This is a genomic window from Aestuariimicrobium sp. p3-SID1156 (assembly GCF_025144225.1).
In the GTDB taxonomy this organism is placed as follows: Bacteria; Actinomycetota; Actinomycetes; order Propionibacteriales; family Propionibacteriaceae; genus Aestuariimicrobium.
On the sequence record NZ_JALXXB010000013.1, the window covers coordinates 14,787 to 36,268 of the forward strand.

Annotated in this window: 20 protein-coding genes; 19 read left to right on the forward strand and 1 reads right to left on the reverse strand. The window is 68.8% G+C overall.

The features are described from left to right. Positions 1-74: 74 nt before the first annotated feature. The 14 genes from carA (at position 75) to arc (ending at position 17,331) form a co-directional block, all read left to right on the forward strand. Positions 75-1,217: a glutamine-hydrolyzing carbamoyl-phosphate synthase small subunit gene (carA, locus tag M3G03_RS11775; RefSeq protein ID WP_259810197.1), complete on the forward strand. Its 1,143-nt coding sequence runs from the start codon at positions 75-77 to the stop codon at positions 1,215-1,217. Then, positions 1,217-4,531 carry a carbamoyl-phosphate synthase large subunit gene (carB, locus tag M3G03_RS11780; protein ID WP_259810198.1) on the forward strand — a complete coding sequence of 1,105 codons (3,315 nt, stop codon included), beginning with the start codon at positions 1,217-1,219 and terminating at the stop codon, positions 4,529-4,531. The genes carA and carB overlap by 1 nt, the downstream gene beginning before the upstream one ends. Further along, positions 4,531-5,622 carry a quinone-dependent dihydroorotate dehydrogenase gene (locus M3G03_RS11785; RefSeq protein ID WP_259810200.1) on the forward strand — a complete coding sequence of 364 codons (1,092 nt, stop codon included), beginning with the start codon at positions 4,531-4,533 and terminating at the stop codon, positions 5,620-5,622. Before carB ends, M3G03_RS11785 begins: the two co-directional genes overlap by 1 nt. 9 nt (positions 5,623-5,631) lie before the next feature. Then, on the forward strand, positions 5,632-6,438 hold the full coding sequence (gene pyrF / locus M3G03_RS11790) for an orotidine-5'-phosphate decarboxylase (protein ID WP_259810201.1): 807 nt from the start codon (positions 5,632-5,634) through the stop codon (positions 6,436-6,438). Positions 6,439-6,576: 138 nt separating this feature from the next. Next, positions 6,577-6,888: an integration host factor, actinobacterial type gene (gene mihF / locus M3G03_RS11795; RefSeq protein ID WP_259810203.1), complete on the forward strand. Its 312-nt coding sequence runs from the start codon at positions 6,577-6,579 to the stop codon at positions 6,886-6,888. 17 nt (positions 6,889-6,905) lie between these two features. Further along, positions 6,906-7,490, forward strand: coding sequence for a guanylate kinase (gene gmk / locus M3G03_RS11800; protein ID WP_259810255.1), 585 nt, complete (start codon positions 6,906-6,908; stop codon positions 7,488-7,490). 36 nt (positions 7,491-7,526) lie between these two features. Further along, the gene (gene rpoZ / locus M3G03_RS11805) at positions 7,527-7,868 is read left to right on the forward strand and encodes a DNA-directed RNA polymerase subunit omega (protein ID WP_259810204.1); all 342 of its coding nucleotides are present in this window, start codon (positions 7,527-7,529) and stop codon (positions 7,866-7,868) included. Between the two features lie 93 nt (positions 7,869-7,961). Next, on the forward strand, positions 7,962-9,152 hold the full coding sequence (gene metK / locus M3G03_RS11810; protein ID WP_259810206.1) for a methionine adenosyltransferase: 1,191 nt from the start codon (positions 7,962-7,964) through the stop codon (positions 9,150-9,152). Positions 9,153-9,215: 63 nt separating this feature from the next. After that, complete coding sequence (locus M3G03_RS11815; protein WP_259810208.1) at positions 9,216-11,213, forward strand: primosomal protein N'; 1,998 nt, start codon at positions 9,216-9,218, stop codon at positions 11,211-11,213. Between the two features lie 11 nt (positions 11,214-11,224). Next, complete coding sequence (gene fmt, locus M3G03_RS11820) at positions 11,225-12,157, forward strand: methionyl-tRNA formyltransferase (protein ID WP_259810210.1); 933 nt, start codon at positions 11,225-11,227, stop codon at positions 12,155-12,157. Further along, the gene (locus M3G03_RS11825; protein WP_259810212.1) at positions 12,154-13,509 is read left to right on the forward strand and encodes an RsmB/NOP family class I SAM-dependent RNA methyltransferase; all 1,356 of its coding nucleotides are present in this window, start codon (positions 12,154-12,156) and stop codon (positions 13,507-13,509) included. The genes fmt and M3G03_RS11825 overlap by 4 nt, the downstream gene beginning before the upstream one ends. 9 nt (positions 13,510-13,518) lie before the next feature. Continuing rightward, positions 13,519-14,181 carry a ribulose-phosphate 3-epimerase gene (gene rpe / locus M3G03_RS11830; RefSeq protein ID WP_259810214.1) on the forward strand — a complete coding sequence of 221 codons (663 nt, stop codon included), beginning with the start codon at positions 13,519-13,521 and terminating at the stop codon, positions 14,179-14,181. 10 nt (positions 14,182-14,191) lie between these two features. Beyond that, complete coding sequence (locus tag M3G03_RS11835) at positions 14,192-15,820, forward strand: HAD-IA family hydrolase (RefSeq protein WP_259810216.1); 1,629 nt, start codon at positions 14,192-14,194, stop codon at positions 15,818-15,820. Beyond that, positions 15,817-17,331 (forward strand): proteasome ATPase, encoded by a 1,515-nt coding sequence (gene arc, locus M3G03_RS11840; RefSeq protein ID WP_259810217.1) that lies wholly within the window; start codon positions 15,817-15,819, stop codon positions 17,329-17,331. The genes M3G03_RS11835 and arc overlap by 4 nt, the downstream gene beginning before the upstream one ends. Here arc and M3G03_RS11845 read toward each other — a convergent pair. After that, positions 17,314-17,664 (reverse strand): DUF3054 domain-containing protein, encoded by a 351-nt coding sequence (locus M3G03_RS11845; protein ID WP_259810219.1) that lies wholly within the window; start codon positions 17,662-17,664, stop codon positions 17,314-17,316. The genes arc and M3G03_RS11845 overlap by 18 nt on opposite strands. A 48-nt stretch (positions 17,665-17,712) precedes the next feature. On the opposite strand from M3G03_RS11845, the gene M3G03_RS11850 reads away from it, so the two are divergent. The 5 genes from M3G03_RS11850 to cmk all read left to right on the forward strand — a co-directional run bounded on the left by M3G03_RS11850 (position 17,713) and on the right by cmk (position 21,482). Next, the gene (locus M3G03_RS11850) at positions 17,713-18,966 is read left to right on the forward strand and encodes a proteasome accessory factor PafA2 family protein (RefSeq protein ID WP_259810221.1); all 1,254 of its coding nucleotides are present in this window, start codon (positions 17,713-17,715) and stop codon (positions 18,964-18,966) included. Positions 18,967-18,975: 9 nt separating this feature from the next. Further along, entirely contained in the window at positions 18,976-19,164 is a 189-nt protein-coding gene (locus M3G03_RS11855) for a ubiquitin-like protein Pup (protein WP_259810222.1), read from the forward strand. Between the two features lie 3 nt (positions 19,165-19,167). Then, positions 19,168-20,232 carry a prephenate dehydrogenase gene (locus M3G03_RS11860; RefSeq protein WP_259810224.1) on the forward strand — a complete coding sequence of 355 codons (1,065 nt, stop codon included), beginning with the start codon at positions 19,168-19,170 and terminating at the stop codon, positions 20,230-20,232. Beyond that, positions 20,232-20,705: a Cys-tRNA(Pro) deacylase gene (gene ybaK, locus M3G03_RS11865; protein ID WP_259810225.1), complete on the forward strand. Its 474-nt coding sequence runs from the start codon at positions 20,232-20,234 to the stop codon at positions 20,703-20,705. Before M3G03_RS11860 ends, ybaK begins: the two co-directional genes overlap by 1 nt. 81 nt (positions 20,706-20,786) lie before the next feature. Then, on the forward strand, positions 20,787-21,482 hold the full coding sequence (gene cmk / locus M3G03_RS11870) for a (d)CMP kinase (RefSeq protein WP_259810227.1): 696 nt from the start codon (positions 20,787-20,789) through the stop codon (positions 21,480-21,482).

Genomic DNA, 21,482 nt, shown 5'->3' on the forward strand with positions numbered 1-21,482 from the left:
CGACCCCGCATGGCATCGTCATGCCCTCGGGCTGCTCGATTGCTCCAATGCCTTGCAGGAGGGGACACCAGCACATGCCGACTCGCGAGACCACCCCAGCGATCCTGGTTCTCGAAGACGGGCGTTCATTTCGTGGGGACTCCTACGGCGCTCGTGGAGAGACCTTCGGGGAGGCGGTCTTCGCGACTGCCATGTCCGGGTATCAGGAGACCCTGACCGACCCGAGCTACCATCGCCAGGTCGTCATCATGACGGCCCCCCACGTCGGCAACACCGGCTGGAATGACGAGGATCCCGAGTCCGCGCGGATCTGGGTGGCTGGTTTCGTGGTTCGCGACCCCGCCCGGATGCCCTCCAGCTGGCGCAGCCGCCGCACCCTCGACGAGGAGCTGGCTCGACAGGGTGTCGTTGGGATCAGCGGCATCGACACCCGCGCCCTGACCCGACACCTGCGCGACAAGGGTTCGATGCGCGTGGGCATCTCCACGACCGAGACCGACCCGCAGGCCCTGCTCCAGCGCGTCCTGGAACAGCCGGCGATGTCGGGGGCCAACCTCATCGCCGACGTCACCACCCCGGAGACCTATGTCGTTCCCGCCGAAGGGGAGAAGAAGTTCACTGTTGCCGCCATCGACCTGGGCATCAAGGCGATGACCCCCCAGCGGATGGCCCAGCGCGGCATCGAGGTGCACGTGATGCCCGCCTCCAGCACCCTGGGCGAGGTGAAGGCCATCAATCCCGACGGCGTCTTCTTCAGCAACGGCCCCGGCGACCCGTCGGCCGCCACCCACGAGGTCGAGCTGCTCGAACAGTGTCTGGACGCCGGCATTCCCTACTTCGGCATCTGCTTCGGCAACCAGATCTTCGGACGCGCCCTGGGCCTGGGCACCTACAAGCTCCCCTTCGGCCACCGCGGGGTCAACCAGCCGGTCAAGGACCTGGCGACCGGCAAGGTCGAGATCACGGCCCAGAACCACGGCTTCGCCGTCGACGCGCCACTGCACGAGGACATCCCCACCCCCCACGGCACCGCCCGCGTCAGCCACATCGGTCTCAACGACAACGTCGTGGAGGGACTGGAACTGCGCGACGACCAGGGCCGGGTGAGGGCCTTCTCGGTGCAGTACCACCCCGAGGCCGCCGCCGGGCCCCACGACGCCGCCTACCTCTTCGACCGTTTCGTCGACCTGCTCCAGAGCTCAAAGGACCAGCACTGATGCCACGCCGCACCGACATCGAATCCATCCTGGTCATCGGCTCCGGCCCGATCGTCATTGGCCAGGCCGCCGAGTTCGACTACTCCGGCACCCAGGCCTGCCGCGTCCTGCGCGAGGAGGGCTACCGGGTCATCCTGGTCAACTCCAACCCGGCCACGATCATGACCGACCCGGAGTTCGCCGACGCCACCTACGTCGAGCCGATCACCCCTGAGTACGTCGAGCAGGTCATCGCCAAGGAGCGTCCCGATGCCGTGCTCGCCACCCTGGGCGGGCAGACCGCTCTCAACACTGCGGTGAAGCTGCACGAGGCCGGCGTCCTGGAGAAGTACGGGGTCGAGCTCATCGGCGCCTCCGTGGACGCCATCCAGCGCGGGGAGGACCGTGACCAGTTCAAGGACATCGTCCTGGGCCTGACCGACGTCGCCGACGGCGCCGCCGAGGTCTGCCGCTCCATCATCTGCCACACGATGGATGAGGTGATGGCGGCTGCGGACGAGCTCGGCTATCCGGTCGTGGTGCGGCCTTCGTTCACCATGGGCGGCCTGGGATCGGGCTTTGCCCATACCGAGGGCGAACTGCGTCGCATCGCCGGTACCGGCCTGGACGCCAGCCCCACCACCGAGGTCCTGATCGAGGAGTCGATCCTGGGCTGGAAGGAGTACGAGCTGGAGGTGATGCGCGACAAGGCCGACAATGTCGTCATCATCTGCTCCATCGAGAACTTCGACCCCATGGGCGTCCACACCGGTGACTCGATCACCGTCGCCCCCGCGATGACGCTCACCGACCGTGAATACCAGAAGCTGCGCGACATCGCGATTGCGATCATCCGTGAGGTGGGCGTCGACACCGGCGGCTGCAACATCCAGTTCGCGGTCAACCCGGCGGACGGGCGCATCGTGGTCATCGAGATGAACCCCCGCGTCTCCAGGTCCTCGGCGCTGGCCTCCAAGGCTACCGGCTTCCCGATCGCCAAGATCGCTGCCAAGGTGGCGGTCGGTTACACCCTGGACGAGATCCCCAACGACATCACCGAAAAGACCCCGGCCAGCTTCGAACCCACCTTGGACTACGTCGTGGTCAAGGTGCCCCGCTTCGCCTTCGAGAAGTTCCCGCACGCCGACAACACCCTCACCACCCACATGAAGTCGGTGGGGGAGGCGATGGCCCTGGGGCGCAACTTCACCGAGGCACTCGGCAAGGCGCTGCGCTCACTGGAGGACCCCTCGGCCCCCTTCGACTTCGCCTCCCCGGTCGCCGAGTCGGTCGAGGTCCTGCTCGATGAGGCCGCCCGCCCGCACGATGGACGCCTGCAGCTGGTCATGCAGGCACTTCGCGCGGGAGCCACCGCGGAGAAGGTCTTCGAGGCCACCGCCATCGACCCCTGGTTCATTGACCAGCTGGTGTTGGTCAAGGAGGTCGCCGACGAGGTCCGCGATGCCGAGGAGTTGACAGCCGACCTGCTGCGTCGCGCCAAGCGCCATGGCCTCTCCGACCGCCAGATCGCTGACCTTCGCAGCCTGGACCCGAATGTGGTCCGTGGCGTGCGCTGGGCCCTGGGCGTTCGGCCCGTGTTCAAGACCGTCGACACCTGCGCGGCCGAGTTCGAGGCCCGTACCCCCTACCACTACTCCTCCTACGACGAGGAGACCGAGGTCGGGCCTCGGGAGAAGCCGGCCGTGCTGATCCTCGGCTCGGGCCCCAACCGCATCGGGCAGGGCATCGAGTTCGACTACTCCTGCGTCCACGCTGCCCAGGTGCTCTCGGCCAATGGCTATGAGTCGGTGCTGGTGAACTGCAACCCGGAGACCGTCTCCACCGACTACGACACCGCCGACCGCCTCTACTTCGAGCCGCTGACCCTGGAGGACGTTCTCGAGGTCTACCACGCCGAATGCGCGGCCGGTCCCGTGCTTGGTGTCATCGTCCAACTCGGCGGCCAGACCCCGCTGCGACTGGCGCAGCAGCTCAAGGATGCGGGTGTGCCGATCATCGGCACCAGCCCGGAGGCGATCCACCTCGCCGAGGAGCGAGGCGCCTTCGAGGCCGTGCTGGAGAAGGCGCAGCTGCCCGCTCCCCGTCACGGCATGGCGCACTCCTTCGAGCAGGCCAGCCAGGTCGCCGCCGAGATCGGCTACCCGGTGCTGGTCCGCCCCAGCTACGTGCTGGGCGGTCGCGGCATGGAGATCGTCTACGACGAGGGCTCCCTGGAGCGCTACATCAGCCAGTCCACCCTGGTCTCGGCCAGCTCCCCGGTGCTGGTCGACCGCTTCCTGGACGATGCGGTCGAGATCGACGTGGACGCCCTCTACGACGGCGAGGAGCTCTACCTCGGCGGTGTGATGGAGCACATCGAGGAAGCCGGCGTCCATTCGGGCGACTCGGCCTGCGCCCTGCCCCCGATCACCCTGGGCAGCGAGGTCATCGACCGCATCCACAGCTCGACCCGGGCCATCGCCGAGGGCGTGGGCGTGCGTGGACTGATCAACATCCAGTTCGCGCTGGCCGGTGACACCCTCTACGTGCTCGAGGCCAACCCACGGGCCTCCCGCACCGTGCCCTTCGTGTCGAAGGCCACCGGCACCCAGCTGGCCAAGGCCGCCACCCTGATCATGGTCGGGGAGACCATCCAGGGCCTGCGCGATCGCGGTGTCCTGCGTCCGCACGGGGACGGCGCGGACGTGGCCGACGGCGCGCCGATGGCGGTCAAGGAGGCCGTCATGCCCTTCAACCGCTTCCGTACCATCGAGGGCATGGGCGTGGACACCGTGCTCGGGCCCGAGATGCGCTCCACCGGTGAGGTGATGGGCCTGGACAAGACCTTCGGTGTGGCCTTCGCCAAGACTCAGGCCGCCGTGCAGGCCCCGCTGCCTCTCAGCGGGTCGATGTTCGTCTCGGTCGCCAACCGGGACAAGCGACACGCCATCCTGCCCCTGAAGCGCCTGGCAGACCTCGGCTTCACCCTTTATGCCACCGCGGGCACCGCCCAGGTGCTCAAGCGCAATGGCGTGGACGTGACGGTGGTGCGCAAGCACTCCGAGGGCACGGGCCCGAATGGTGAACCCACCGTCGTCCAGATGATCCTGGGTGGGCAGATCGACCTGGTCTTCAACACCCCGCAGGGCCAGACCCCCGGGGGCGCCCCGCGTGCCGACGGCTACGAGATCCGCACCGCGGCCATCCGCCAGGACGTCGCCTGCATCACCACCGTCCAGGGCCTCTCTGCCGCCGTGCAGGGGATCGAGGCCGGTCTGGCCGGCGAGGGTCAGGTCAAGTCGCTGCAGGACTGGGCCGCCGCCCAGGTGCCGTGATGCAGGCCTGGACCAGAGCCCTCCACGCCGGGTACACCGGCGCGGTGCGCCCGGCCCTGTTCCACAGCTTCGGTGGTGATCCCGAGGCCATCCACGAGCGCATGGTCGGTGGCCTGGGCCAGGTGCCAGCGCCGGTGCTGGCCGCGCTTCGCGGGGTCATGGCGCCCAGCGGGACGCCGGTTGAGGTCAGCGGGCTGAGTTTCCCGCACCCGGTCGGGCTGGCTGCCGGTCTCGACAAGGACGGCCGCGCCGCCCATGCCTGGGCAGCCCTCGGCTTCGGCTTCATGGAGCTGGGCACCGTCACCCCGCGACCGCAGCCAGGCAACCCGAAGCCACGGATGTTCCGGCTTCCGGAGGACCGTGGCCTGATCAACCGGATGGGGTTCAACAATGGAGGAGCTCGGGAACTCACCGCCCGGCTGGTCGCAGCAGGGGTCCGGCGGGGCACCAACGCCCTGGGCGTCCCCGTGGGGGTGAGCATTGGCAAGAACAAGGACACCCCGAACGAGCAGGCGAGCGAGGACTACCTGCACGCCCTGCGACAGGTGAGCGATGTCGCCGACTACGTCGCCATCAACGTGTCCAGCCCCAACACCCCCGGCCTGCGCGACCTGCAGACCAGAGCAGCCCTCACCGACCTGTTCAGCGCCCTCGACGACGAGCGTCGCGCCCTCGACCCCGCCTCACCCATGCCGATCTGGGTGAAGGTTGCACCCGACCTGACCTGGGATCAGCTCGACGACGTCGTTGCCGCCGCGGAGGAGACCGGTATCGACGCGATCATCGCGACCAACACCACCCTGGCGCGCACTCGCGCCGACGGCAGCACGCTGACCTCAGTCCACCGCGGCGAAGCCGGCGGTCTCTCCGGGGCCCCCTTGTCGCGGCGCAGCCGCGAGGTGGTCGCCCATCTCTCACGCACCACCCGGTTGCCGATCATCGGCTCCGGGGGAGTGATGACCCCCGCTGACGCTCTCGCCCTGCGCGACGCCGGCGCCCGTCTGGTGCAGGTCTACACCGGCTTCATCTACTCCGGCCCGGCGCTGGTACGTGCCATCGTCGAGGCCTGGGACGCCGACACCACTCGCTGAGGAGCAGCCATGACCTGGATTGACCGACTCACCGCCCTCACCGCCGACCGCGGGCCACTCTGCGTGGGTATCGACCCGCATCCGGCCCTCCTGCAGCAGTGGGGACTGACGGTGGACGCTGATGGGCTGGAGAGCTTCGCTCGTGCCGTGGTGCAGGAACTGGGTCACCGGGTGGCGGTCTTCAAACCCCAGTCGGCCTTCTTCGAGGCCTTCGGCTCGGTCGGCATCGGCGTCCTCGAGCGTGTCCTGGCCGACATCCGGGACGCCGGGGCGCTCAGCATTCTCGACGTCAAGCGCGGTGACATCGGGTCGACCATGGCCGGTTACGCCCAGGCCTACCTCGCCGACGATGCGCCGCTGCGGGCCGATGCCATCACCGTCTCGCCCTACCTCGGCTACGGGTCGCTGCGACCCGCCGTGGACCTGGCGCGCGAGACCGGGCGGGGAGTCTACGTGCTGACTCGCACCTCGAACCCCGAAGGCGTGGGCGTCCAGCTGGCCCAGCCCTTGCACGGCGCGGCATCGGTGGCCCAGCAGGTGATCGACCTGGCCCAGTCCGACAACCTGGCCGGGGATGACCATGTCGGCGTGGTCGTCGGCGGCACTCACGACACCCTCGGTGTCGACCTGACCGGCTTCACCGGCTCGATTCTGGTCCCCGGGATCGGCGCTCAGGGCGGCAGCATCAGTGCGCTGCCCACCATCTTCACTGCCCCCGGACTGCGGCTGCTGCCCACGGCCAGTCGTGAGGTCCTGCAGGGTGGCCCGGGGGGCATCGGGCTTCGCGAGGCCCTCGCTCGGGTGCTCACCAGCTGAACAGGTTCTTCCGGCGGGTGACAAGGGGCGAAACTTTGTCATGCCCAGGTCGAGTGCAGACCCGTGAGGTTGTAGGTTGTCTGGTGTTGTCAGCAGCACCCCGGACCTTGGTGCCGGGTCGATTGAACGGAGTCACCAGTGGCCATTCCCTCGTTGACGCCTGAGCAGCTCGAGGCGGCTCGTTCAGCGGCCACCCGGGCACGGCGCGCCCGCGCCGACCTCAAGGAGAAGGTTCGCAGCGGCGACCTCACCCTGGGCGGCGCCATCGACGTCGCGCTCAAGGACGACGTCCTGGCCCACATGAAGGTCTCCGACCTGCTCAAGTCCCTTCCGCGTGTGGGGGAGAAGCGGGCTGCTGACGTGATGGAGCGCCTGGAGATCGCCTCCAACCGGCGAATCCGGGGCCTCGGACGCCACCAGATCGCCGGGCTCAAACAACACTTCGGCTGATGGCAGAATGGGGGCCGATGACGATGAACCTGCCCCCGCACCAGCCCACACGAGAGACTGGAGTCTTCGTGATCTCGGGTCCCACCGCGGTGGGCAAAGGTACCGTGGTCGCCCGGATGCGCGAACGCCATCCGGAACTGTTCGTGTCGGTCTCGGCCACGACCCGTGCTCCGCGTCCCGGGGAGGTCGACGGCGTCCACTACTGGTTCGTCTCCGACGAGGCCTTCGACAAGCTCATCGCTGACGGTGGCCTGCTCGAGTGGGCCGTCGTACACAAACGTGCCCGCTACGGCACCCCCCGGCGTCCGGTGGAGCAGGCCCACGCCGAAGGTCGCATTGTCATCCTGGAGATCGACCTGCAGGGTGCACGCCAGGTGCGGGAGACCTACCCGGACGCCACCCACATCTTCCTGGCCCCGCCCTCCTGGGAGGAACTGGTCCGCCGACTCGTCGGACGAGGGACCGAGACCGAGGAGCAGCGCGCCGAACGCCTGGAGACCGCACGCCAGGAACTGGCCTCCGCCCGGGAGTTCGACGAAGTGGTGGTCAACCGCGAAATCGAGGAAACCGTGCACCATTTGGTAGAGTTGGTGGGTCTGTGATCGACCATCACTTTTTGTCCGTGTGAAAGGGAATCTGTGACCACCAACGCGCCCGAGGGCATCACCAACCCGCCCGTCGACGAGCTGCTCCAGCACGTGGACTCCAAGTACCGTCTGGTCCTGTTCGCCGCAAAGCGCGCCCGGCAGATCAATGCCTACTACTCCCAGCTCGGCGAGGGCCTGCTGGAGAACGTCGGCCCGCTTGTCGAGACCGGCGTCCAGGAGAAGCCGCTGAGCATCGCCCTGCGTGAGGTTCAGGCCGACGTGCTCGAGTACCAGGAGATCGACCCCGCGGTCGAGGCTGCTGCCGCCGCGCAGAATGCCGCCGCCGCAGAGTTCAGCGTCGACGATCCCTTCGCGGATCTTGACCCGGCCTGATCCTCCTCCCCACATTCTCGCCCAGGGTGGGCGGACGCGGCAGGACCGCGTCGTCAAGGTGTGGCTCTTCGCCACGCAGCAAGGAACGAAGTCATGAGCAGGCTCTTCACGTCAGAATCGGTCACCGAGGGACATCCCGACAAGGTGGCCGACGCCATTTCCGACGGGGTGCTGGACGCCCTCCTGACACAGGACCCCCACAGCCGAGCCGCGGTGGAGACGCTGGTGACCACCGGCCTGGTGCAGGTGGCCGGCGAGGTCCGGACCCAGGCCTATGCGGACGTCTACAACATCGCCCGCAGCGTCATCACCAATATCGGCTACGACTCCTCCGACACCGGCTTCGACGGGAAGTCCTGCGGCGTCAACGTCGCCATCGGTTCCCAGTCGCCCGACATCGCCCAGGGCGTGGAGCTCGGCTACGAGCAGCGGCTCCAGGACTCAGTCGATGCGCTGGACGCCCAGGGCGCTGGCGACCAGGGCCTGATGTTCGGCTTCGCCTGCAACGAGACCGAGAACCTGATGCCGCTGCCGATCGACCTGGCCCACCGTCTGGCCGAGCAGCTCACCGCCGCCCGCAAGAGCGGCACCCTGGACTACCTGCGCCCCGACGGCAAGACCCAGGTCACCATCGAGTACGACGACCACGGACGCCCGCAGGCCCTCGACACCGTCGTCCTGTCCACGCAGCACTCCATCGACACCGACCTGGAGTCCACGCTCGTGCCTGACATCGTCAAGCACGTCATCACCCCGGTGCTGGAGCGCTATGACCTGGCCCACCACGACTACACCCGCTACATCAACCCCACCGGTCGCTTCGTCATCGGCGGCCCCATGGGCGACGCCGGTCTGACCGGACGCAAGATCATCGTCGACACCTACGGCGGTTACGCCCGCCACGGCGGCGGAGCCTTCTCCGGGAAGGACCCCTCGAAGGTGGACCGCTCGGCGTCCTATGCCATGCGCTGGGTGGCGAAGAACGTGGTCGCCGCCGGTCTGGCCGACAAGTGCGAGGTGCAGGTCGCCTACGCCATCGGCAAGGCCCAGCCGGTCGGCTTCTACGTCGACTGCTTCGGCACGGCGAAAGAGCCCGAGGACAGGATTCGCGATGCCATCCTGGAGACCTTCGACCTTCGCCCAGCTGCGATCATCCGCGACCTGGACCTGCTGCGCCCGATCTACTCCAAGTTCTCCAGCTACGGCCACTTCGGGCGTTCGCTGCCCGAGATGACCTGGGAGAACACCGATCGCGCCGAGGCCCTGGCTGCCGCGATTCGCTGAGTTGTCCACAGCCCAGCCCCCGACCAGAGCCGGCTGTCGGGGGCTGGCCCTAGGGTGGGCAGGGTGAGCAGACGAGCCGAACGCGTCGCCAGGGTGGCGGTGGACACCCCACTGGCACACCTCGACCGGTGGTTCGACTACGCCATCCCTGAGAAGTTCGAGGCAGACGCCCAGCCAGGGGTCCGAGTCCGTGTTCGCTTTGCCGGTCGCCTCACCGATGGCTACATCATCGAGGTCACCGACCGGGCCGAGCACCAGGGCGACCTGCTGCCGCTGGAACGTGTCCTGTCACCGGAGGTCGTGCTCACCCCCGACCAGGTTGCTCTCATCCGCACCGTGGCAGACCACTGGGCCGGCACCTTCGCCGACGTGGTGCGGCTGGCCGTGGCACCCCGGCACGCCACCACCGAGAAGGCGACCCGTTCCCCGTGGCCAGATCCCGTGCCCGATCCCGGACACACCGATGGTCCGCTCAGTGCGGTACCCACGGCTGAGGGCTTCCTGGCAGCCATCGCTCGCGGAGGATCGCCGCGCGCCTTCTGGCAGGTGCCACCGGTCCACGCGCTGGTGGGGGACTGGGCGCAGGGCCTGGCCCAGGCCACCGCCGCCTGTCTGGCGTCCGGGCGCAGGGCCGTGCTGGTGGTGCCTGATGTGCGCGACATGACCCACCTCCATGAGGCGCTGCAGGAGCGCTTCGGCAAGGGGACGGTGGCAGTGCTGCACTCCGACCTTGGCCCCTCAGCCCGCTACCGCAACTACCTGGCGGTGTCGCGCGGCACCGCGCGGATCGTGATCGGCACCCGCGCTGCCGTCTTCGCCCCGATGCCCGACTGTGGACTCGTGGCGGTCTGGGACGAGGGCAATGACCTGCTCGACGAACCTCGGGCGCCCTACCCGAATGCCCGCGACGTGGGGGCCCTCCGCGTAGCCCAGCAGGGAGCAGCCCTCCTGCTGGCCGGCCATGGCCGCTCGGCCGAAGTGCAGCGCTGGCTGCGCACCGGCTGGATGGGCCTGCTGGCCCTGCCCCGCGACGTGCTCCGCCGCTCCACACCGGCAGTACGGGTCGCCGGCGCCTCGGATGCCCAGGTGGAGCGCGACCCGCTCGCCCGCCAGGTCAGGCTGCCCGCCGAGGCCTTCCGGACGCTCCGCGACGGACTGGCCCAGGGGCCCGTCCTCGTCCAGGTTGCCCGCAAGGGCTACGCCCCGGCACTGTCCTGCGATCGCTGCGGCGAGCGGGCCCGTTGCCAGCACTGCCACGGCCCAGTGCAGGCCGGGCGGGATGGCACGCTCGCCTGCGGCTGGTGTGGGCGTCCGGTGGCCAGTTTCCGCTGCGCGGTCTGCTCCGGGACGCGCCTGCGAGCGCCGGTGGTGGGTTCGGTGCGCACGGCCGAGGAGCTGGGGCGCGCCTTCCCGGGGGTGCGCGTGCTGGACTCCTCGGGCGACCACGTCATCACCGAGGTGCCGGACCAGCCCTGCATCGTGGTGGCCACCCAGGGCGCCGAGCCTGCCGCGCCCACCGGGTACGCAGCAGCCCTGATCCTCGACACCACCCTCACCCTGACCCGGCCGGACCTTCGGGCGGGGGAGGAGGCCATCCGTCGCTGGCTCCAGGCCGTCGCCCTGGTGCGCCCGGGAGCTGACGGCGGCACCGTCTGTGCGGTCGGCCCCTCCCCGGACCGCGCCCTGCAGGCCCTGGTCCGGATCGACCCGGGCAGCTTCGCCGATCGCGAACTGGATGACCGCACCGAGGCAGGTTTCCCGCCCAGCTGGCGTTTCGTCCAACTGGAGGGCAGTGCAGAAGCTGTGGACACGCTGGTGGCGGCGTCCCGCCTGTTGCCGGAGGATGACCTGCTGCCGGGCGCCGAGGTGGACCGGCCGGTGGACGGCATGGATGTGCTGGGCCCCGTACCGCTCGCAGACGACAAGGTGCGGCTGACCCTGCGCGTCCCCCAGGCCCATGGCGCCGAACTGGTGCGACGGATCCGTGCGGGGGAGTCGATCGGGTCGGCCCGCAAGTCACCGCCCGTGCGGGTAGCCGTGGACCCGCAACGCCTTGAGTAGGGTGGACTGTGATGAAGATCGCCTTCGCAGGCACCCCTGAGGTTGCCGTCACCGCCCTGGACGCCCTGGTGGAGTCCCACCACGAGGTTGTCGGGGTCATCACCCGCCCCGATGCTCCCGCCGGTCGCGGCAAGAAGCTGACCGCCTCCCCGGTGGCCCAGCGCGCCGAGGAACTCGGGCTGCCGATCCTCAAGCCCGAGCACCCACGCGACGCCGACTTCCAGGCCGAACTCGCGACCTGGGGAGTCGACGCGGTCGCCGTGGTGGCCTACGGGGCGCTGCTGCCCCAGTCCGCCCTCGACCTCATCCCGCACGGCTGGATCAATCTGCACTTCTCCCTCCTCCCGCGCTGGCGCGGGGCCGCGCCGGTGCAGCGGGCGATCCTGGCCGGCGACAACACCACCGGTGCCACCACCTTCCGCATCGTCAAGGCCCTGGACGCCGGTCCGATGTACCGCTGCCTGACCATGATGATCAGCTCCACCGCGACCTCAGGCCAGCTCCTCGACGAGCTTGCCCAGGCCGGTGGGCCCCTGTTGGTGGGCACCTTCGACGACATCGAGAATGGTGTCGAGCCGACCGAGCAGTCCGAGGCGGGCGTGACCCAGGCCGCCAAGATCAGCACCCAGGACGCCCACGTCGACTTCGTCAACGACCACGTCACCGTGTCGCGACAGATCCGTGCCATGACCCCCGCACCGGGAGCCTGGGCCGACTTCAACGGCGGCACCTTCAAGATCGTCGAGATCGCTGATGTCCCCGTAGGTGCCCAGGTTCCCCAGCTGGAGCCGGGAGAGCTCGGAGCCGACAAGAAGCACCTGTGGGTGGGCACCGGGACCGCTCCGCTGGAACTCGTCCGGGTCAAGGCAGCGGGCAAGCGGGTCATGGCCGGGGCCGACTGGGCCCGTGGGGTTGACCTCACCGAACCCGAGTACCTGGTGTGAAGACGCCCACCCCTCGCAGGGCGGCCTTCGACGCCCTGATCCAGGTCGAGAGCAAGGACGCTTACGCGAACCTCGCGCTGGGCCAGGTTCTCGGCCGCGCGAAGCTCGATGCCCAGGCAGCCGCCACCGTCACCGAGCTGGTCAACGGGACCGCGCGACTGCAGGGAACCTACGACCAGGTGATCGCCAGGGCGTCCGGGCGACCCACGAACAAGCTGCAACCTGCGGTGCTGGTGGTGCTGAGGCTGGTCAGTCATGAGCTGCTGTCGATGAGCACCGCACCGCATGCCGCGGTGGACCAGGGTGTCCAGCTGGCGCGCGAGGTCGTGGGCCAGCGGGTCACCGGGCTGGTGAATGCCGTCAGCCGAAAGATCGCCGCGCGCACCCTCGACGAGTGGCTTGACCTGCTCGCGGCCACGCAGACGCCAGTGCAGGCGCTCGCCACCCGCACCCACCACCCCGCATGGATCGCCGCCGCGCACCTCGACCTGCTCGGCGAGCAGGAGGCCGCCGAAGCGCTCCGGTCGAACAACGTTGCCCCCGTGCCCACTCTCGTCATCCGACCCGGTCTCATCACCCGCACAGAACTCCAGCAGCAGGCGCCCGACGCGACCCCCACCCCCTACAGCCCCTTCGGCATGGCCCGCGAGGGCAATCCCTCCGACCTCCGCGCAGTCCGCCAGGGCAGGGCAGGAGTCCAGGACGAGGGCAGCCAGCTGATGGCCTGGATGCTCGCCAACGCGCCGGTCTCCCGCAGCGCCACCCAGCACCCGTGGCTCGACCTGTGCGCCGGGCCGGGAGGCAAGGCCGCGCTCCTCACGGGTTTGGCTCGCGAACAAGAATCGTGGCTGCTGGCGGCCGAGCTCGCGCCGCACCGAGCCGGTCTCGTCGGTAGGAACCTCGGCGCCTACCAGGACGGCTGGGAGGTGGTCGCCGCCGACGGAGCCCGCCCGGCCTGGCAGCCCAGTAGTTTTGCGCGGGTGATGGCCGATGTGCCCTGCACCGGGCTTGGCTCGCTGCGTCGTCGCCCCGAGTCACGCTGGCGCAGGACGCTGGGGGACCTCGACGATCTGGTCGCCCTGCAGGCCCACCTGCTGCGCAGTGCCTGGGAATCGGTGGCGCCCGGGGGAGTGGTCGCCTACGTCACCTGCTCGCCCCACCGCCGCGAGACCATCGACCAGGTCCAGGGCTTCCTGGCAGAGCACGCTGGGGCCGAGTTGCTCGACGCACCAGCGCTGATCCCCGACGTGCCGGCCAGTGCCCATCCGCTGGAACCCCGCTGCGTCCAGCTGTGGCCCCATCGCCACGGCACCGACGCCATGTTCGGGGCACTTCTGGGCAAGCCGGAATAGGCTGGCCCCATGGGCATGAAGATCACTCCGAGCATTCTGAACGCTGACCTATCGAACCTGAGCGCGGAGATCGCCCGCGTCCCCAGTTCGGATGGCATCCACTTGGACGTGATGGACAACCACTTCGTCCCCAACCTGACCTTCGGCCTGCCCATGGTCGAGAGCATCCGCAAGAACACCGAAGCCTTCCTCGACATCCACCTGATGATCGCCAATGCCGACCGCTGGGCGCCGGCCTTCGCCGAGGCCGGCGCGGAGTCGGTCACCTTCCACGTCGAGGCCGCCGACGCCCCTATCCGTCTCGCGCGAGAGCTGCGTGCCAAGGGAGCCAGGGCGTCCATGGCGCTGAAGCCCGCCACCCCCATCGAGCCGTACGAGGACATGCTCAGCGAGCTCGACATGGTGCTGCTGATGACCGTGGAGCCAGGTTTCGGCGGCCAGAAGTTCCTGGACCTCGTGCTGCCGAAGATCCAGCGCACCCGCGAGCTGGTGAAGAAGACCGGCCAGGAGATCTGGATCCAGGTCGACGGCGGTGTCTCCGTCGACACCATCGGACGCTGCGCGGAGGCGGGCGCTGACGTCTTCGTCGCGGGCTCGGCGGTGTTCCGTGCCGAGGACCCCGACGCCATGGTGAACCAGCTGCGTGACCTCGCCGTGGAGGCCTGCCACTAGGGTTGAGGCCATGCCGTACCAGCCCCAGCACCTCCAGGCCCTCCTCTTCGACTTCGACGGGACCATCGTCGACACCGAACCCCTGTGGGTCGAGACCGAACAGGAGATCGTCGCCGAGCATGGGGCCGTGTGGACCAAGGACGACGGCGCCGAGTGCGCCGGCGGCACCCAGGAGAAGGCTGCCCGCCTGATGCAGGAACGTATCGGCGAGGGTGCTCCGTCCGTGGAGGAGATCGTCGACGACATGGTCCAACGTGTCGTGGAGAAGGTGCGCGCCGCCGAACCCGAATGGCGCCCCGGTATTGAGGCGCTGATCGACGAGGCCCGAGCTGCGGGCGTGCCGTGCGCCATCGTGACCTCGAGCCCCATGGTGATGACCGACGCCGTCCTGCCGCGGTTTCCGGAGGGCACCTTCGGGACCGTGATCACCTGCGAGCTCCCGCAGCACCTCAAGCCGCACCCGGCGCCGTACTTGATGGCGGCCGAGAAGCTCGGTGTCGACATCCGCCACTGCGTGGTGCTGGAGGACAGCGACACCGGTGCTACCGCCGGTGAGGCCGCCGGGGCCGTGGTGGTGGGCTGCCCGACCGACGCGGTGCTCCACGAAACCTTGGGCCGCGTCGTCGTCGACACTCTCGAGGGCAAGACCCTGGAGTGGTTCGACGAGCTGGTCGGCGAGCGACTCGACGAGGTGGGCAGCCTGTCCGGCATCCGGCGTGGGCCGCTGCTGCCGGGCGAACGCGTCACCCTGACCGACCCCAAGGGCCGCCGGCATTCGTTGGTGCTGGTGCCCGGCAAGAGCTTCCACACCACCAAGGGTGGGCTGCCTCACAACTCGATGATCGGCCACCCCGAGGGCATCGTTGTCACCACCGTCGGCGGGCTGAAGTTCCTCGTCATGCGTCCGCTGCTCAGCGAATACACCACGACCATGCCCCGCGAGGCGGCTGTCATCTACCCCAAGGATGCCGCCCAGATCCTGATGTGGGCCGACATCTTCCCCGGCGCCCGGGTGCTCGAAGCAGGGGTGGGTTCCGGTGGGCTGAGCCTGTCGCTACTGCGCGCCGTCGGGCCGACCGGCAAGCTGTTCAGCTACGAGCGCCGCGAGGACTTCGCCCGCGTCGCCCAGCGCAATGTCGAGAACTTCCTGGGCCGCAGCCACCCGGCCTGGACCATCACCGTCGGCGACCTGGTCCAGGAGATCCGCGACGAGCCGGTGGACCGCGTCATCCTCGACATGCTCGCGCCCTGGGACTGCATCGACGCCGTCGGCGAGGTGCTCGAACCTGGCGGCGTGCTGTGCTGCTACGTCGCCACCACCACCCAGCTCGGCCGCGTCGCCGACACCTTGCGCGTGCACGGCGGCTGGACCGAACCGCACCTCACCGAGACCTCGATCCGGGAGTGGCACGCCGAAGGCCTCGCGATTCGCCCTGGTCACGGCTCGAGCCCGCACACCGGCTTTTTGGCGATCAGCCGCCGTCTCGCCCCGGGCGTCGAGGCCCCAATGCGCAAGCGTCGCCCAGCACCGGGTGCCTATGGCCCGGATTACACCGGACCGCGCCCCAAGAACGTGCCGATGAGCAACCAGGAGATCCCCGAGGAGATCATCGACGACACCGAGGACATCGTGCGATGACCGAGCCTCCGCTGGAGCGTCGCCTGGCCGAGTCCCGAGCCGAGACCAAGGCGCTGGCGGCACAGAACGAGTCGTTGACCCGCACCTTGTCGGAGGCACGTTCCCAGCTGGTGTCGATGAAGAAGCGGCTCGACGAGCTTGGCATGCCGCCATTGACCCGCGCCCGGGTGGTCGGCGTGGCTGATGACCTGGTCGACGTCTTCGCCCTGGGACGCCACCTGCGAGTGGTCCCCGGTCCTGACGTTGACCTCGCCTCCCTGCACCCCGGGGACCTGGTCCTGCTCAACGACGGTCTGCTGCTCACCGCCCATGCCGCTTCGGACGACCCCGCGGGCGAGGTGGCCCGAGTGCTCGAGGTCCAGGACGGCCTGGCAGTCGTGCAGGTCGGCAATGACGAACTCAGGGTGCGCCTGGCGCCGGCGGCGTCCGACGCCCATGCCGGGGACTCGGTGCACATTGACCGTGGTGCCGGGCTTGGCCTGCGGGTCGTCACGCGCCACCGTGTGGAGGAGCTGGTCCTCACCGAAACCCCCGGCGTCTCGTATGACGACATCGGCGGGCTGGCGTCACAGATCCAACAGATCCGCGATGCCATCGAGCTGCCCTTCCTGCATCGCGACCGTTTCGAGCGCTACCACCTGACGCCACCCAAGGGCGTCCTGCTCTATGGACCGCCCGGCTGCGGCAAGACCATGATCGCGAAGGCGGTCGCGCGGTCGCTGGGCGAGCAACTCGGGCACGGACCCGACGGGGCGATCTTCATCAACGTCAAGGGCCCTGAACTGCTGAACAAGTACGTGGGGGAGTCCGAGCGCCAGGTCCGGTTGATCTTCGAGCGAGCGCGCCAGCACGCTGATTCCGGGCAGCCTGTCATCGTCTTCTTCGACGAGATGGACTCGCTGTTCCGCACGCGAGGTTCCGGCATCTCCTCCGATGTCGAGTCGACGATCGTGCCGCAGCTGCTCAGCGAGATCGACGGGGTGGTGGGTCTGGACAATGTGATCGTCATCGGCGCCTCGAATCGGGAGGACATGATCGACCCGGCCATTCTCCGCGCCGGTCGGCTGGACATGAAGATCCGGCTCGATCGTCCGGACGCGGATGCTGCCCGCGACATCCTGTCGAAATACCTGGACGCCGACGTGCCCATGCAGTCCACCGCAGCCGAGCTCATCGAGGCGACCGTGGCCGACATCTATGCCCGCGACAGCCACAACGAGTTCCTCGAGCTGACCTATGCCAACGGCGGGACCGAGATACTGCACTTCGCCGACTTCGCCTCCGGGGCGATGTTGCGCAATGTGGTCGATCGGGCCAAGCGCATCGCGATCAAGGACGAACTCGCCGGGGGACGCGGCGGAGTCAGCGTCGAGGGCCTCCTGCGCGCAGCTCGCGAGGAGTTTGCCGAGAACGAGGACCTGCCCAACACCACCAACCCCGAGGACTGGGCCCGTCTCAACGGCCGCCGCGGCGAGCGGGTGACCTGGATCAGGTCACTTCGCGGGAAGTAGCTTCGCCAGCAAACGCCACCCGATCAGGAACACAGCCAGGGTCACACCGGCCACGATGATGAACGCCGTCTCAGCGGTATCGCCCGAGGCCACTCGCAGGATGATGCCCCCGATCCAGGTGGTGATCCACAGGAAGATCCCGGCACCCACGCCCATGTGCTCACGCTTGCGAACCAGCATGACCACCCAGCCGATCGCCAGAGCGAGCAGGAAGGGCCACGCAGTCTGCAGGATCTCCACAGGACGCAGCCCCTCGCTGTGGCTGGCGCGTCCGATGGCGATGAAGACGATCGTCAGCAGGATGTCGATGAGGATGGCGAACTGCTTCTGCATGCCGCCAGCCTATCCGCGAGTGTCGGAGGCGCCTCATAGGCTCGACGCATGCGCATGGTGATCGGCAGCGAAATCGAGTACGGCATCGGACTGGCCTCCCACGCCCCGGCCGACCCGGTGACGCTGTCCGAACAGGTCGTCTCCCGCGTCCGGGGTACCTTCCAGGGCTCCTCAGACCGCATGCTCGGCAACGGAGGCCGGGTCTACGTCGACCATGCCCATCCGGAGTGGTCCGGCCCTGAATCCGTCTCGGCTCGCGACGTGCTGACCTGGGAGCTGGCCGGCGACAGTCTCATGGAGGATGCCGCCGGCGACCAGATCGTGCTGCACAAGAACAACACCGATGGCAAGGGCCGCAGCTACGGCTACCACGAGAACTTCCTGCTGCCGCGTGAACTGGCCTGGCAGGACATCGTCGAACAGTTCACTGGTCACGTGGTCAGTCGCGTGGTGCTGGTCGGCGCTGGCCGTGTCGGACGCGGTCAGCTGAGCGACGAGCCGGGTTTCCAGACCAGCCAACGGGCGGACTTCATGGAGACCCTGGTTGCTCGTGAGACGACCGTCCGGCGACCGCTGGTGAACGCCCGCGACGAACCCCATGCCACCCCGGCGCGCTGGAGGCGCCTGCACCAGATCACCGGCGACGCCACCCTCGCCCACGTCGCCACCCTGGTGAAGATTGGCGCTTCTGCGCTGGTGCTGGCCGCGATCGCAGCAGGGGAGTGCCGCGTGCCCACGCTGAGCGACCCCCTCGCCGCGATCCGGGCCTACTCGCGTGACGTCTCGCTCACCATGAAGCAGCCCTGCACTGACGGCATCGCCCGCACTGCCCTGCAACTGCAGTCCGAGTACTGGAAGGCGACCCGGCCCTTCACCGAGGCCCTCGAGGATGGCCGCGAAGTCCTTGACTGGTGGGGCGGGCTGATCGCCGACGCCTCCCATGGGCCCGCCGCCATCGTCGATCGCGTGGACTGGGCCGCCAAGCACCGCCTCATCACCGGGCTGATGCGTCGTCGCAGCTGGGATTGGACCGATCCGGCAGTCGCGGCCCTCGACCTGCAATGGCATGAGCTGAGCGAGCGCGGCCTGGCGCGCAGGCTGCAGGCCTCCGGGTCGCTGGTGAACCTCGCCAGCCCCATCGCCGTCGAGCACGCCCGCTTCGACCCGCCGACCGGGACGCGGGCAGCCGTGCGGGGCGCCCTGCTCAACCGCCGCGAACGCGAGGTCGTTGCTGCCGACTGGACCAGTGTCCGGCTTCCACAGCAGACCATCGCGCTGCCCGACCCTTTCACGGGCCACTAGGCTTCGACCATGAGCCAGAACCAGTTCGAGCGCTCAGGCTCCCGCTCGGAGTCCGTTGACCCTGAGCAAGCTCGCGCTCACCAGGACCAGCAGACCGAGGACTCCAGTTTCGAGGACCTGCTGGACCAGATCGACGCCGTCATCGAGAAGAACCCCGAGGGCTATGTGCGCGGCTTCGTCCAGCGCGGGGGCCAGTAGCCGATGACCGAACTGACCGGGCCCGTGGTGATCATCGGCGCCGGGCTGGTGGGGGCCAGTGTTGGTTGTGCCCTGACCAGGGCCGGGCTTCGCGTGCATTTGGAGGACCACGTCCCCAGCCATGCCATTGTCGCGGCCGGGCGCGGAGCGGGGGTGGTCAGCCGGGCTCCGCAGGACCTCGTCCAGCTCGTCGTGGTGGCCACCCCACCCACCGCTGTGCCGGCAGCCGTTGACGAGGCCCTGGGACGCTTCCCGCAGGCGACCGTTACTGATGTGGCCTCGGTGAAGGCCGCGATCCTCGAACGTCTCGACAGCGATGACGCCGGGCGCTACGTCGGGTCGCACCCGATGGCGGGCTCCCAGTTCACCGGACCACTGACCGCCTCGGCAGACCTCTTCGTCGATCGAACCTGGGTGATCACCCCCAGCTCGGCGAACTCCTCGCGAGACGTCGCCCGGGTTCGAGAACTCGTCCGCCTCTGTGGCGCCCGGATCGTCGAGATGGATCCGGGGACCCACGACCAGGCTGTGGCCCAGGTATCCCACCTGCCGCACCTGATGAGCATCCTGACTGCCGGCCACCTGCGCGAAGTGCCTGAGCCGCACCTGATGCTCGCCGGGCAGGGCATCCGGGACGTCACCCGCATCGCCGGTTCCGATCCCGTCCTGTGGCGCCAGATCCTGTTCGCCAACCGGGACGCCGTCCGCCAGGAGCTGGGCGGGATTCGCGCCGATCTGGAGGAACTGCTCACGGTGCTCGACGTCCCCGACGAACTCGAGGCCTTTTTGGGGCGCGGCCGGGCCGGGGCCCGCTCGCTGCCGGGCAAGCACGGGCTCACCCCGGACGATTTCACCACCGTGACCATCGAGATCCCCGACACCCCGGGCGCCCTGGCCACGTTGTTCGCCGACATCGGTGAGGCAGGGATCAACGTCGAGGACCTCTCCATCGACCACGACCCTGATCGCCGCTACGGCTGGCTGTCGGTGGCGGTCGACCCCGCCGCGGCCACCAGACTCACCGAAGCCATGCATCAGGCAGGCTGGACCATCGGCCGGGACCAGTGATGGCGGGCACACCAGCCACCGTCGCGCTCACCCGCGCCCGCATCCCCTTCACCGAGCACCACTATGACCACGACCCCAGGGCCGCGAGCTTCGGTCGTGAAGCCGCCGAGGCGCTCGGGCTCGACCCCGCCCAGGTCTTCAAGACCCTGGTCGTTGATTGCGGCGGCCAGCTCGCAGTCGGGATCATTCCGGTCGACAAGCACCTTGACCTCAAGGCCATCGGGGCAGCCCTGGGGGTCAAGAAGGTCAGCATGGCCGAAGTCGCCCACGCCGAACGCACCACCGGCTACGTCGCGGGAGGAATCTCCCCGGTCGGACAGCGCAAGGCCCTCCGCACCGTGCTGGACGCGTCCGCCACGGAACACGAGACGATCTACATCTCGGGCGGTCGTCGCGGTTTTGACATTGGCCTGGCGCCGGCCGACCTGGTGCGCATCACCCGCGCGACCACAGCGGCCATCGCCACGCGCTGACAGAATGTTCACCCAGAAGGCACCTGGTGTTGGCCTGGTGTCCGTGTCCGTTTCCCACACTGTCAAACAAGGGGCCCTAGCGTGAATTTCGTGGAGCAGCCGGCGACCGACCAGCACACCGACCTGGTGATTGCGATCGACGGACCCAGCGGGTCAGGCAAGTCATCGACCGCCCGGGGCGTGGCCCAGAAGCTGGGGCTCTCCTACCTGGACACCGGCGCCATGTACCGCGCCATCACCGTTGCCTTCCTGCGCTCGGACCTGCAGGCAAGTGACGCGGCTGGCATCGCCGCCCTGGCTGACAATGCCGAGCTCACCGTCACCGATGACCCGGAGGCGCCGGCAATCTCGCTCGACGGGGAGGATGTCACCTTCATCATCCGCGAGCCCCAGATCAGCCAGCACGTCTCGGTGGTCGCGACCAACCCGCACGTGCGCGAGGTGCTGACCGACCAGATGCGAGCCCTGGTCGAGGCGGCCGATCGCCGCATCGTCGTCGAGGGACGCGACATCACCACCGTGGTCTGGCCCGATGCGCAGGTGCGAGTCCTGCTCGTGGCCGACGCGGAGGCCCGCATCGCCCGCCGCCAGGCCGAGCTGGACGGTGTGGACACCGCCCAGGTGACCGATCAGGTCGTACGCCGCGACCGGGATGACGCCACCGTGTCGGAATTCGGCACGCCCGCTGAGGGCGTCCACCTCGTTGATTCAACCCACATGGGCCTGGCGCAGGTGATCGACCTCATCTGCGCCATGGTCCCCGACGACATGGAGTGA

Bases quoted from the DNA above. Each gene is read 5' to 3' on its own strand.
- carA (WP_259810197.1), top strand. From the start codon at position 75: ATGCCGACTCGCGAGACCACCCCAGCGATCCTGGTTCTCGAAGACGGG.
- carB (WP_259810198.1), top strand. From the start codon at position 1,217: ATGCCACGCCGCACCGACATCGAATCCATCCTGGTCATCGGCTCCGGC.
- M3G03_RS11785 (WP_259810200.1), top strand. From the start codon at position 4,531: ATGCAGGCCTGGACCAGAGCCCTCCACGCCGGGTACACCGGCGCGGTG.
- pyrF (WP_259810201.1), top strand. From the start codon at position 5,632: ATGACCTGGATTGACCGACTCACCGCCCTCACCGCCGACCGCGGGCCA.
- gmk (WP_259810255.1), top strand. From the start codon at position 6,906: ATGACGATGAACCTGCCCCCGCACCAGCCCACACGAGAGACTGGAGTC.
- metK (WP_259810206.1), top strand. From the start codon at position 7,962: ATGAGCAGGCTCTTCACGTCAGAATCGGTCACCGAGGGACATCCCGAC.
- fmt (WP_259810210.1), top strand. From the start codon at position 11,225: ATGAAGATCGCCTTCGCAGGCACCCCTGAGGTTGCCGTCACCGCCCTG.
- rpe (WP_259810214.1), top strand. From the start codon at position 13,519: ATGGGCATGAAGATCACTCCGAGCATTCTGAACGCTGACCTATCGAAC.
- M3G03_RS11835 (WP_259810216.1), top strand. From the start codon at position 14,192: ATGCCGTACCAGCCCCAGCACCTCCAGGCCCTCCTCTTCGACTTCGAC.
- arc (WP_259810217.1), top strand. From the start codon at position 15,817: ATGACCGAGCCTCCGCTGGAGCGTCGCCTGGCCGAGTCCCGAGCCGAG.
- M3G03_RS11845 (WP_259810219.1), bottom strand. From the start codon at position 17,664: ATGCAGAAGCAGTTCGCCATCCTCATCGACATCCTGCTGACGATCGTC.
- M3G03_RS11850 (WP_259810221.1), top strand. From the start codon at position 17,713: ATGCGCATGGTGATCGGCAGCGAAATCGAGTACGGCATCGGACTGGCC.
- M3G03_RS11855 (WP_259810222.1), top strand. From the start codon at position 18,976: ATGAGCCAGAACCAGTTCGAGCGCTCAGGCTCCCGCTCGGAGTCCGTT.
- M3G03_RS11860 (WP_259810224.1), top strand. From the start codon at position 19,168: ATGACCGAACTGACCGGGCCCGTGGTGATCATCGGCGCCGGGCTGGTG.
- ybaK (WP_259810225.1), top strand. From the start codon at position 20,232: ATGGCGGGCACACCAGCCACCGTCGCGCTCACCCGCGCCCGCATCCCC.